Here is a 12,838-nt window from a genome sequence, read left to right as displayed (position 1 = left end):
GTGTGTCCACAGCAGAAGTTCTTAATTCAATGCCATCAGCACAAGCTATTTTGCGAGAAACCTTTGGTTATCAGCAATTTCGCCCTGGTCAGCAAGAAATCATCCATACCATTACAACTGGAAGAGATTGCCTAGTTGTGATGCCGACAGGGGGTGGTAAATCCCTTTGTTATCAAATTCCCGCATTATTACTTGATGGGCTGACAGTGGTTGTTTCTCCACTCATCTCACTGATGAAAGATCAGGTTGATCAACTTTGCCTTCATGGTATTGAAGCTGCTTATTTAAATTCAACCCAAACGCGTGAAGAACAGTTTGATGTTCAAATGCGTTGTCAAAAGGGTGAAATAAAACTGCTGTATATTGCCCCTGAGCGATTAATGATGGAGAGTTTTCTTCATCAATTAGTACAATGGAAACCCGCATTACTCGCTGTTGATGAAGCACACTGTATTTCACAATGGGGACATGATTTCCGTCCTGAATATCGCGGCATAGGGTTATTAAGGCAATATCTTCCTGATGTTCCCATTATTGCGCTGACGGCAACGGCGGATAATACAACACGTTACGATATAATTAATCAGTTAGTGTTGCGTGATCCGTTAATCCATATCAGTAGTTTCGATAGACCGAATATCCGCTACACTTTAGTAGAGAAATACAAACCACTTGATCAGCTTTGGTTATTTATTCGTGGTCAGAAAGGAAAGTCAGGCATTATTTACTGTAATAGTCGCAATAAAGTCGAAGAAACAGCAGAGCGCTTGAGTAAACGAGGATTAAGCATAGCGGGTTATCATGCTGGAATGGAAATTGCACAACGTGCGAAAGTACAAGAAGCTTTTCAGCGTGATGATTTACAAATTGTGGTAGCCACTGTCGCGTTTGGTATGGGAATAAACAAGCCCAATGTCCGATTTGTTGTTCACTTTGATATTCCGCGAAATATTGAATCTTATTATCAAGAAACAGGGCGTGCAGGGCGAGATGGGTTACCTGCAGAAGCCGTATTATTTTACGATCCTGCCGATATGGCGTGGTTGCGTCGTTGTTTAGATGAAAAGCCAGAAAGCGATCAAAAGGCCATTGAAATGCATAAGCTTAATGCAATGGGAGCATTTGCTGAAGCTCAAACATGCCGACGCTTAGTGTTACTAAATTACTTCGATGAACATCGACAAAATGCTTGTGGTAACTGTGATATTTGCCTTGATCCTCCTAAGCAATATGATGGTTTAGTGGATGCGCAAAAAGCATTATCTTGTATTTATCGTACTGGTCAGCACTTTGGTATTGGTTATATTGTTGAAATTTTAAGAGGTGCGAATAATCAGCGTATTCGAGATTCAGGGCACGATACATTACCTGTTTATGGTATTGGTAAAGCGCAAAGTCATGAGCATTGGGTGAGTGTTATTCGTCAGCTTATTCACCTAGGTATGGTGACACAAAATATTGTTCATCGCTCGGCATTACAACTGACAGAGATGGCAAGGCCAATCTTACGTGGTGAAGTACCATTACAATTAGCTGTACCGAGATTATTAAGCCCGACAAAAAGCCGTAATCAACAAACAAAAAATGCCCATAGACAGTACGATAGAAAATTGTTTGCGAAACTACGTAAATTACGTAAGTCTATTGCTGATGAAGAAAACATTCCGCCATTTGTCGTCTTTAATGATGTCACATTGATTGAAATGGCAGAGCAGTGCCCTGTTTATCCAGATGAACTGTTATTAATAAACGGTGTTGGACAACGAAAATTAGAACGATTTGGACCCGCTTTTATGACACTCATTCGTGACCATATTGAGGGCTTCGAATAACGCCAATAAGGAGAGCCAATGACAACCACTCTGTTTAAATATTCGTGGTTATCGCGTGAAAAGCAATTTTCTGCATTTACGAACGGCGCCTTATTGGATTTTTGGGGGCAACGCGAAGAGGGTGAATTTGTTGGTGTTGATGGTGCAAAAATTCGCTATGTTCATTGGCGTTCACCATCGCACAATAAAGCACTGGTTATTGCTTCAGGCCGTAGTGAAAGCTATGTAAAGTACCCTGAAGTTGCATTTGATTTCTTTCACTCAGGCTATGATATTTTTCTTCTCGACCATCGAGGACAAGGACTTTCTGACAGACTATTAGAAGATACGCAAAAAGGGCATGTAGAGAAATTCAGTGATTATATCGATGATTTCTCGACATTTGTTGATACGGTAGTGTTACCTTTTCAATACACACATTATTTTGCGTTAGCTCACTCAATGGGCGGCGCTATCTTAGCGGGATATCTTCTAAAGCAAACTCATGTTTTTAAAGCAGCGGCATTAAGTGCGCCGATGTTTGGTATTAAATTACCCATACCTCGCTGGGTAGCTAATTTTTTAGTTAACCGAGCAGAACAAAGTCAATCTGAAAGAAATAACTATGCGGTATCAACAGGTAAATGGTTTCCACTGCCATTTATCCTTAATGTGCTAACACATAGCCATGAGCGATATCGCCGGTATTTACGTTATTATGCTGATTTTCCAGAACTACGATTAGGCGGACCTACTTATCATTGGATGGGGGAAAGTCTAAAAATGGGAGATTGGTTAATTGAACATGCGGGAGAGATTAATACCCCTCTATTAGTGCTCGAAGCAGAGCATGATAAGGTGGTAGATAATCAAGAGCTAAGGGCTTTCTGTGAACGTTATAGTCAGTCCAGAACAAGAGAAGAAAAGCAAAAACTGCCACTGGTGATTGAGGGTGCGCATCATGAAATCTTGTTCGAAATAGATAAGCTACGCTCACAAGCATTAAATGAAATCTGTGAGTTTTATGATAAGCATTTATTTTAATCAGGAATGTGTATGTATTCGATAGTCGCTTCAGATCTTGATGGCACACTGTTATCACCTAATCATGTATTAACTCCCTATACGCAAGAAACCCTGCACCTACTTATTAATAAAGGTGTGCATTTTGTATTTGCAACAGGTCGTCATCATGTTGATGTCGCTCAAATTCGTGATGGATTAGGCATTAACGCTTATATGATAACCTCTAATGGTGCGCGAGTGCATAACACGCATGGTGATCTTATTTTTAGCCAAGATCTTGAGCCTGAAATTGCGTATGACTTGGCTCTTATGGTTTTTGATCACCCTGAAATTGAAACTAATATCTATGCTGGTGACTACTGGTATGTTAATAAAGAGATGCCTGGGGCTTGTGAGTTTTTTCGAGAATCAGGCTTTGGCTATGAGTTATATTGCAAAACAGGATTTCCAACCACCAATGTGTGTAAGGTCTTCTTCACCTCTGATGATCATGAACTATTACTGAAGCTAGAGAATGAAATTAATCAGCGCTGGGGTGATAAGGTCAATGTGAGTTTCTCACTGCGTAATTGCTTAGAGGTGATGGCAGGGGGCGTATCCAAAGGTGAGGCCCTAGATAAAGTGGCTGAACTGATGCAACACTCTGCAAAAGATGCTATCGCATTTGGCGATGGTATGAATGATAAAGAGATGCTACAGATGGCGGGTAAAGGTTGCATTATGGAAAATGCTCATCAGACATTAAAAGATCTACTACCCAATATGGAAGTGATTGGTACTAACGTTGATGAAGCCGTTCCTCGTTTTTTACGTAAGCTGTACCAAGTGTGATTTTCTCTAAAGCAAAAGGCGAACAACATGTTGTTCGCCTTTTTGTATTTTTACATTCATTAAAGTGAAACTTATAATCCACCCACTTCTCTTGGTGTTGATCGCATTGAACTACGAATTGTATTACCCATCATATCCACTCTTGCTTGGAATGGTGGGAACGGTAATGGGATACCGTGCTCTGCAAAGGCTAAGAGAATATTTTGGTGGATTTCGTGTCTTGCAGGCATTCTATGTCCCATCTCTGCAGCATAAACACGTAATTCGAAAATCTGAATACCTTGCTGTAAATCGACCAGATAAACTTCAGGTGCTGGGTTTTCTAAAATCATCGTAGAGCGTTTTGAGGCTTCTAATAACACATTTGTCACTTGCTCACTGTTGCAGTCTGCTGGAGCAGGGATTGTCATTACGATACGGGTGACGGAATCTGATAGTGACCAGTTAATAAATTGCTCTGTAATAAAGGCTTTATTCGGTACGATAATTTCTTTTCTATCCCAGTCAGTCAACGTAGTTGCCCGTGTGTTGATCTTAGAAATATTTCCGGTCAAATTACGAATGGTAACGGTATCGCCAATCCGGATTGGTTTTTCAAATAAGATCATTAAACCAGAAATGATGTTGGCAAAAATTTCTTGTAAACCAAAACCTAACCCAACCCCCATAGCGGCTACTAGCCACTGTAATTTTGACCATTCAATCCCTAATAAAGAGAAGCCCACAATACTACCAATTAAAGTTATGGTGTATTTGGTCATGGTAGTAATGGCGTAGCCTGTACCCGGTGTTAAATCAAGATGCTGTAAAATAGCTAACTCAAGTAAAGCAGGAAGGTTTCGAACTAATTGGGTTGTGATGATAATGACGAGGATCGCCACTAAAATAGAGCCCATCGTGATAGGTTGTACCGTGTTAACGCCGTTCACCGAAGAGGTAACATCCCAAAGTCGAATATTATCGACGAAAGAGAACGCCGTGTTTAACTCAGACCACAATAAGATCATCGAAACTAATGCAATCATCGTTAGAATAGAGCGAACTAAGCCAATAGATTGCGCACTGATAGCATCAAGGTCTATTTCTTGTGCTTCAATTTCAAGTCCTGCTGTACTTTCACCACTGCTCCCAACAATCGTATTTTCATCTTCACCTTTTGCACGCTGAGCTAGAATTTCTGCACGTTTTTGTTTAGCACGTTCAAAGGCTAATTTCCGGCGCTGAATAAGCATCCATCGCTGAATAATGTGATAAATAATCAGTAGAGCAAACCAAATGGCGACAGACATTTCTAAACGACCAAGTAATACGATCGATGTAGAAAGATAACCTAACACCGCGGCTAAGCCTGCAATAACCGGAGCAAGCAGCAAGAACCACCATAAAATGGTGTTGATCAGGTTATCGCCAGATCCATGTTTATCAAGATAAAGCGGAACGTGGGCTTTTTTAAGGCTAGACGTAATAAAGCTTAGAGCGATACAGAGTAATAAGAAGCAGAAGCGACCAACTGTCGGTGCAAATTCTCTATCGCTATAATATTCAAAGGTAATTAATGACATCATTAGTGGAACGATGACAAAGATAGAAAGCTGGTAAAAGCGCATCGCTTTTTTAACACGGCTCTCTTTCCATTTAAATTGAGCAATAAATAGACCGTTATGACGTGCAAAGGTTGCACTGATCATAAATAACCACAGCACCGGTGCCGCGGCTGTTACCCCATATCCAATCGCTCCTGCCATTGGATAACGCCATTCAACACTTTGTAAGCCATAACCTACAGCAGACCATAACAGAGGTAATGGTAACGCAATTAAAATAGACCAAAAGACAGTGCGTATCGTCAGCGAAAAGTGATCTTGTGTGACTTTACCAATACGGTTACTGACTCTTTCAAGAAATGCGTTGTAATGTTTTCGAGTACGCAGGCTAAAGCCCACAATCGATAAAGTGACAAATAAAAATAGGAACGTATCCTGATTTTTAAGCATGCTGACCGCTGCATGACCTAATTGTGAAAAGGTATCTAGCGAAAGCAGTCGAGTGATATCTTTGACTAATAAAACCGGATAATTAAATTTGATAGGGCTGATATCAGCAACCCAGAACATATAACGGTTTGTTGCATCTTTTGTTTCTTTTAAAGCATCCGCTAATTGTGTTGTTGCAACTTTTAGTTTTGTTAATTCAAGAATTTGAGAATCATAACCGGATAGCAACGAATTCAATAATTCATGACGTGCTTGGATAAGAGAATCAAAAATATATTGTTGAGCTTCAGGCAATTTAGAGCCATCGGCAGTTTCTGGTGGCTGGATCTTATTTAGGTTTTCCAGCATATCCTCATAACCTAAACGCTCAACACGTAACTGAATGATATCTCTATCAAGCTCTTGTGAACGAGGCATTTCCGGTAAGCGAGAAAGCTGTGTTCTTAATGCTTCGCCTAATGCAGTAGAACCACTTAGCCACTGAGCTTGTTCTCGTATAGTGGTAAGGGTTTGACGAACTTGTTGTGTCTGCTGTGTAGTAATGCGCTGTTTTTCTGATAGCTCGCTCATTTCTTGAGTTTGTTTATTCAGGATCTGAGAGAGTTCACGGTTAGTTTGGATTTGCTTTGTCAGAAACTCAGGAAGTTCGCCACCTTTCTCCGCTAACATTTCTGTTTTTTCTAATGCGAGATCAGCCACTTCTTGGCGCTTTATATTTAATAAGCTACGCAATTGTTGTAGTTGTACATCAAGACGCTGATAGCGTTTTTTAAACAATTCTAAGCGAAGGCGAGCGATTTCTTGGCGGTTATTAGCGGAAAGCTGTGCCATTTCAAGCTCATTAACCATCGCTTTACGTGCGGTGACTTCTGCTTGTGTGAGCTTATTTTGTGCTTCTGTTAACGGTGTTGTTGATGCACTGATAGAGGCAAGTCTTGCTGTTGCATCACTGAGTAAACGGCGTGCTTCAGAAAGCTGTTGGGGTAATAAATTTAAAGACTCGCTAATTTCACGGCTTTTATCTTGCTCTTGTTGTTGGAGCCTTGCTTGTTCCATTAATTGGCTGCTGATTTGAATAATTTTCTGTTCTAAATCAGGGATGCTAATTTTTTCAGGAATAGTAGGAACAGCGTGGCTTTCTTCAAGAAGCTTGGTTCTTAACTCTTGCGTAATTTGAGGGTAATCATCAATGGTTTTTTGATAGCTATCTGCGTTTGTTTGCGCTTTTTCACCATCATTAATCCAGTTGATAGTACCTTGTAGCGCCTGAACTGCCTCAATATCTTGAGGATTTGTGCTTCCTTCAAGTTGTTTAATGTCTTGACGTAATTTCTCCACATCCGCTGATATTGCGGATGTGCTTAACGAAAGCGTCAAAAAGAGCGAGAAGAAAAGACTGATTATCAGGCGCACAAAGTTACTCCGAATTACGTGTTATTCACTGATGGCATTATTGTCATTACCAGCGACATTGATGATGGAACCCAGTTGTTCCCCCATTAATGTAACGGAGCCATTCATAAGATCTTTATTCAATTGAACCGTATTTTCTGGGAAAAGGTTAATGACTGTTGAGCCTAACTTAAATCGGCCCATTTCTTCACCTTTTTTCAAGAATATTGCTCCTGCTTTATCCGCTTGAGGATATGTCCAACGTTTGATTATACCTTCACGAGGTGGTGTTACCATGCCACACCAAACCGTTTCAATGCTACCGACAATTGTTGCACCAACCAGAATTTGTATCATTGGGCCAAATTGAGTTTCAAAGAGGCAGATAATACGTTCATTACGTGCAAATAGATTAGGAACATTGGCTGCCGTTAATGGATTAACAGAGAAGAGATCGCCCGGAACATAAATCATCTCTTTTAATAAACCATCGCAAGGCATATGAACACGGTGGTAATCACGAGGAGAAAGATATGTCGTAATAAACTGGCCATTACGAAACTTATCTGCCAACATAAAATTACCAGCAAGTAATGCTTCAAGGGTGTAGTGATGCCCTTTGGCTTGCAAGATTTGATCATCTTGAATTAGACCAAGTTGGCTTACTGCACCATCAGCTGGTAATGCTAGTTTGTCATCACCTTCAACGATAGGGCGAACACCGTCTTTTAAAGCACGAATAAAAAAGTCATTGAATGTAGAATAAGCTTGGAATTGGCTGTCTTTCGCTTCATTCATATCGACTTTATAAGCTTTCGCAAAAGTCTTGATAACAAACTGGGTGATGGCCCCCGCTTTTTTATTTGCGAACCAACCTGCTAACTGTGTTAGCCATAATTTAGGCAATAAATACTGTAGTTTAATTTTTAGCTTGTCCAAAATGGCAACCTCTGGGATTAAACGATAAAAAATAGACAAAAGGGGTCTATTGTACCCACCCTTAATAGGGTTGTCAGTGAATCAATTATTAAGAGTCTAAATTAATGTTCTTACGAACTTTCACCTGACTCATACTTTCTAAAATTCGATGGTAATTTTCAAATCGCGTTTCTGCGATTTCGTTGTTTCTTACCGCTTCACTAATTAAGCAACCTGGATCATCTAAGTGCTTACAATCACGGAATTTACAACCACCAAGGTATGGCCTGAATTCAACAAAACCTTTTGTTACTTGCTCTGGTGTTAAGTGCCATAAACCAAACTCACGTACCCCTGGAGAGTCAATCACATCTCCGCCTTGTGGGAAATGGTAAAGCCGTGATGCGGTTGTGGTATGTTGGCCTAAACCTGAGTTGTCAGAGACTTGATTAACAACAATGCTTTCTTCCATTGGGGGTAACAATGTGTTAAGTAAGCTTGATTTACCGACACCGGATTGCCCAGCAAAAATAGAGATACGGCCGATTAGCTCTTGAGTTAGCGCTTCTAACCCTTCTTTGGTATAGCTAGAGACTTCAAGGACACGATAACCAATATCTTTATAAGTCTGCATCCATTCGCTAACTGTCTTACGGCTTTTTTCATCTAACATATCGATTTTATTGAGCACAATTAGAGGCTCAACATTTAAGGTTTCACATGCTACAAGGTAACGATCGATAATATTTAAAGAAAGTTCAGGCAAAATGGCCGAAACGATAATAATTTGATCAATATTAGCGGCAATAGGCTTAATACCATCATAATAGTCAGGACGAGTAAGCACAGAAGTTCGTTCGTGCACAGCTTCTACAATACCATTTACGCGGACATTTTCTTGTGTTTGTAGCGCAGGACGCCAAACAACTTTATCACCTGTGACCAGTGATGAAATTGTGCGTCGAATATTGCATCGCGTAATTGTGCCGTCAGCAGCTTCGATATCTGCATGTTGACCAAAACGGCTGATCACTAAACCTTCGGTCGCTTCGCCTAATTGCGTATCGTCTAATTCAACGTGGTTTTTTTTCTCTTTGCTCTGCAAACGCTTTTTATGATTTTCTTGTACTCGGCGTTGCTGGCCTTTAGATAATTTACGTTTTGTCACCGATCCTCACTTGTATTATTCGGTTAGATGTTCTTCTGTCGTGCTTATTGAGTAAACGCGCTATGATAAACGCTAAAATATCATGTCTCACACTTAGAAACAGCTAGGATATATTATGTCAAAAAGCGAGAATAATCTGATCTGGATAGATCTGGAAATGACCGGTCTTGATCCTGAATGTGACCGTATCATCGAAATTGCCACTATTGTGACAGATCCTCAACTTAATATTTTAGCCGAAGGCCCCGTAATTGCAGTACATCAATCAGATGAACAATTAAGTTTAATGGATGAATGGAATACACGGACCCACACAGGTAGCGGCTTAGTTGAGCGGGTAAAAGCCAGTTCGTATGATGATAATTCAGCACAAAAAGCGACAATTGAATTCCTAGAAAAATGGGTACCAAAAGGAGTATCACCTATCTGTGGTAATAGTGTGGGGCAAGATAGACGTTTTCTATACCGTTATATGCCAGAGCTAGAGCAATATTTTCACTACCGTTATCTTGATGTGAGCACATTAAAAGAATTAGCTCGTCGTTGGAAACCTGAAATTTTAGAAGGTTTTGAGAAAAAGAATACACATCAGGCATTGGATGATATTCGTGAATCTATTGCAGAACTTGCTTATTATCGTAAAACCTTTATTAAAGAATAAAAAGCGTGCATTGATGATTGATATTGCATCATTGTGATGATTTTATCGACATGTAATCAAAAAAACGTATTTTTTTGTTGATAAGGGCTTGCGGTTAAGCATTTTTCTCGTATAATGCGCTTCCCGTACCGATGAAGAATTTTGTTTGTACGGGTGTAAGAAAGACGCGGGAATAGCTCAGTTGGTAGAGCACAACCTTGCCAAGGTTGGGGTCGCGAGTTCGAGTCTCGTTTCCCGCTCCAATCTTTCTTAGACAATTATTAGTAGTATTATGCGACGCGGGAATAGCTCAGTTGGTAGAGCACAACCTTGCCAAGGTTGGGGTCGCGAGTTCGAGTCTCGTTTCCCGCTCCAAATCTTTCACTTATAATTGTCAAAACTTACCAAATGCGGGAATAGCTCAGTTGGTAGAGCACAACCTTGCCAAGGTTGGGGTCGCGAGTTCGAGTCTCGTTTCCCGCTCCAAGTTTTTTTTCTTCTGTTTCATCAAATCTCATTTTTTAATCCCCATAAAGAAAATTTTAAATTTTTTCTCTCGCTTTTTTAAATATCGACTACACTGTTTTAGGGTGCAGATTAAGGGATTTCACTTAATACGCGCAAAGAGAGTGTGTAGGATTTTTGCTCAAAAAAGAAAATGTCATTACTGCATGTAAGATCAAGCTATTTTTTTGTGATCTATCTTTGATCTTTGCTTGCATTTCTATTTTGACAGCACTAGAATGTGCGCCTTTCCTCATTTAGGGGGAAACGAGAGGTAAGATCATTTTTTAGGATTTAGGCCTTTATTCTGTTAAACATGCATTGAATAGTATTTTAGAAAAAGAAAAGGGTTTTTCAGGCTTTTCTTTAAAAAAACGTGATATATATTCTACTATTCTTTAAATCTTCCCAAATCGATTTATCCACAGTGAGATGCTAATAACCATCGCATCTAAGCACTATTTATTTTTTTACTACACAGAGTTATCCACAAGCACGTATCATTAAGTGATAAGGATATTATTCTCTTCAATAAATTGATTGGATTTTATATCTAATTGATAACTAACTTTATTTTAATTTTTTAAATTTTGAGTCTTAGTTCGCTTGAATTTTTTGTTCATGTTGATAGGCAAGGGATTTTTATTTTATTCACAGAGGAAATTAATGGTTACTCGTAATGCGTTTATTCTGTTAAAAATTAAGCGTCACGAGGTAAGCCTTTAGTTATCGCCCTTACTAAGCGTTTTTGTTGTGAAGTCTGTATTTTTACTTCTTTCTCATTTCTCTTCGCTGTCTGTTGTGCAATCGCCCAGTTTAAATGTTCATCTAAAACATCACTCAATCCAAAGCGTTCTTGTAAGGCAAGTATAATTTTATCTTGATAAGGCGCATTTCCTAACGCCACGCTAATATTTCTAAGCCAACGTAAATAGCCAATACGACGGATCGGTGAACCCTCTGTAATACGCAGAAATTTATCTTCATTCCATTGAAAAAGATCGAGTAACTCTGGGGTATGAAGTGCTCTTCTCGGAGAGAAATCTTCTTCGTCAGTCAGTGATGAAAAACGATTCCAAGGGCAGATAAGCTGACAATCATCACAGCCATAAATGCGATTACCCATCAGAGGACGAAATTCTTCAGGAATAGCACCATCGAGTTCGATAGTGAGATAAGAAATACAGCGACGAGCATCAATAGTGTAAGGTTCAACAATGGCACCTGTCGGGCAGGTTGTTATACAGGCGACACATTTACCGCATTGCTCTTCAACAGGGCTATCAGTAGGTAAGGGTAAATCAATCAGTAGTTCACCAAGGAAAAACCAAGAGCCAGCTTGATTGTTAATAACAAGTGAGTGTTTACCAACCCAACCAAGTCCAGCCTTAACGGCTAATGGTCTCTCCATAATAGGTGCTGAATCAACGAAAGGACGAAAGTTGACTACCCCTTGATATTCGAATTGCTGACAATATTGTGAAATTTTTTCGCCGAGTTTTTTAAGACGTTGTCTTAATACTTTGTGATAATCCCGACCAAGTGCATAACGGCTGATATAACCTTGTTCTGGATTATTTAAGGTTCGTGCAAAAGCTGCATCCGTAGGAAGATAATTCATTCTCACACTGATAACACGTAATGTACCCGGAACCAGTTCATGAGGTCTGGCTCGTGTCATTCCATACTTTTCCATCCACGTCATTTCACCGTGATATTGCTTATCTAACCACGCTTGCAAGCGAGGCTCTTCAAGTGATAAGTCAGTATCACATATCCCTGTTTGTTGAAAACCTAGCTCAGAACCCCATAATTTAATGTTTTGAGCGAGAAGATTAAGATCGAGTGATGACATGAATAAACCGAATCAATAGGTAAGAGGTGAGTCCTAAGAGCGCGCAGTGTATCATAGTGAGGCAGTAGGAAAAATCCTCGCAATAAATAGATTTATGGTATGGTTATTTGATAGTGATTTCGATAACTATTTGCCTTAAGAAAACATATAAAGCTTAGTATTTGATGTTCTCCAACGATCTCTCTTTATTAAGCCGTTATAACTTAACAATAGATTATATTAAATATGAAAGAATGGGTTGTTACATTAGAAGATGAAGCGGCGACAGTTGAACTCGGGCGTGCTGTTGCAATGGCGACTAATCATAGCGGATTGATCATTTATTTATATGGCGATCTTGGTGCTGGAAAAACAACCTTTAGCCGAGGCTTTTTGCAAGCGCTTGGTCATCAAGGGCATGTTAAAAGCCCAACATATACATTAGTTGAGCCCTATATGCTTTCGCCAAATCCTGTATATCATTTTGATCTTTATCGTTTAGCTTCTGCTGAAGAATTGGAGTTTATGGGAATACGCGACTATTTTGAGCAAGACGCGTTATGCCTTATTGAGTGGCCATCTCAAGGCGAAGGCTTTTTACCTAACGCTGATTTAGAACTTCATTTAAGTTACGAAGATGAAGGTCGAAAAGCGCGTTTTGTTGCCCTTTCACAAAGAGGGAATACTGTTTTATCCCGTATTCAGTCTGCATAAAGGAAT

The 12,838-nt window shown here is 39.7% G+C and carries 9 protein-coding genes and 3 tRNA genes; 8 read left to right on the top strand and 4 right to left on the bottom strand.

Annotated elements, in window-relative coordinates; all coding sequences use genetic code 11:
- Window positions 1-2 precede the first annotated feature (2 nt).
- Genes recQ through yigL form a run of 3 tightly spaced genes read left to right on the top strand, consistent with a single transcriptional unit; the run spans window position 3 to window position 3,668 of the window.
- Window positions 3-1,832, top strand: a complete 1,830-nt coding sequence (gene recQ / locus C0T34_RS11935) for an ATP-dependent DNA helicase RecQ (RefSeq protein WP_098941384.1) — start codon at window positions 3-5, stop codon at window positions 1,830-1,832.
- An 18-nt stretch (window positions 1,833-1,850) separates the two neighbouring features.
- Window positions 1,851-2,855 (top strand): lysophospholipase L2, encoded by a 1,005-nt coding sequence (gene pldB / locus C0T34_RS11930; protein WP_098941383.1) that lies wholly within the window; start codon window positions 1,851-1,853, stop codon window positions 2,853-2,855.
- 12 nt (window positions 2,856-2,867) lie between these two features.
- Window positions 2,868-3,668, top strand: a complete 801-nt coding sequence (gene yigL, locus C0T34_RS11925) for a sugar/pyridoxal phosphate phosphatase YigL (RefSeq protein ID WP_098941382.1) — start codon at window positions 2,868-2,870, stop codon at window positions 3,666-3,668.
- A gap of 71 nt (window positions 3,669-3,739) precedes the next feature.
- On the opposite strand, the gene mscM is transcribed toward yigL, so the two are convergent.
- The 3 genes from mscM to rsgA all read right to left on the bottom strand — a co-directional run bounded on the left by mscM (window position 3,740) and on the right by rsgA (window position 9,140).
- On the bottom strand, window positions 3,740-7,075 hold the full coding sequence (mscM, locus tag C0T34_RS11920; protein WP_098941381.1) for a miniconductance mechanosensitive channel MscM: 3,336 nt from the start codon (window positions 7,073-7,075) through the stop codon (window positions 3,740-3,742).
- A 21-nt stretch (window positions 7,076-7,096) separates the two neighbouring features.
- The gene (gene asd / locus C0T34_RS11915) at window positions 7,097-7,993 is read right to left on the bottom strand and encodes an archaetidylserine decarboxylase (protein ID WP_098944022.1); all 897 of its coding nucleotides are present in this window, start codon (window positions 7,991-7,993) and stop codon (window positions 7,097-7,099) included.
- Between the two features lie 88 nt (window positions 7,994-8,081).
- Window positions 8,082-9,140, bottom strand: a complete 1,059-nt coding sequence (gene rsgA / locus C0T34_RS11910) for a small ribosomal subunit biogenesis GTPase RsgA (RefSeq protein ID WP_098941380.1) — start codon at window positions 9,138-9,140, stop codon at window positions 8,082-8,084.
- A gap of 115 nt (window positions 9,141-9,255) precedes the next feature.
- Here rsgA and orn point away from each other — a divergent pair, with 115 nt between their 5' ends.
- From orn to C0T34_RS11890, 4 genes are all read left to right on the top strand, one after another.
- Complete coding sequence (orn, locus tag C0T34_RS11905) at window positions 9,256-9,801, top strand: oligoribonuclease (protein WP_006535770.1); 546 nt, start codon at window positions 9,256-9,258, stop codon at window positions 9,799-9,801.
- A 166-nt stretch (window positions 9,802-9,967) separates the two neighbouring features.
- Window positions 9,968-10,043 (top strand) — tRNA-Gly (locus C0T34_RS11900).
- A 36-nt stretch (window positions 10,044-10,079) separates the two neighbouring features.
- Window positions 10,080-10,155: transfer RNA gene (locus C0T34_RS11895), tRNA-Gly, on the top strand.
- A gap of 35 nt (window positions 10,156-10,190) precedes the next feature.
- A tRNA-Gly gene (locus C0T34_RS11890) sits at window positions 10,191-10,266 on the top strand.
- Window positions 10,267-10,984: 718 nt separating this feature from the next.
- On the opposite strand, the gene queG is transcribed toward C0T34_RS11890, so the two are convergent.
- Window positions 10,985-12,139: a tRNA epoxyqueuosine(34) reductase QueG gene (gene queG / locus C0T34_RS11885; protein ID WP_109850210.1), complete on the bottom strand. Its 1,155-nt coding sequence runs from the start codon at window positions 12,137-12,139 to the stop codon at window positions 10,985-10,987.
- 225 nt (window positions 12,140-12,364) lie between these two features.
- Here queG and tsaE point away from each other — a divergent pair, with 225 nt between their 5' ends.
- On the top strand, window positions 12,365-12,832 hold the full coding sequence (gene tsaE / locus C0T34_RS11880) for a tRNA (adenosine(37)-N6)-threonylcarbamoyltransferase complex ATPase subunit type 1 TsaE (RefSeq protein ID WP_075672785.1): 468 nt from the start codon (window positions 12,365-12,367) through the stop codon (window positions 12,830-12,832).
- Window positions 12,833-12,838 lie beyond the last annotated feature (6 nt).

It is taken from the genome of Proteus sp. CA142267, assembly GCF_003336825.1.
In the GTDB taxonomy this organism is placed as follows: domain Bacteria; phylum Pseudomonadota; class Gammaproteobacteria; order Enterobacterales; family Enterobacteriaceae; genus Proteus; species Proteus terrae.
Note: the sequence above shows the minus strand (reverse complement) of the source record. Positions and strands in the feature narration are given on the sequence as shown.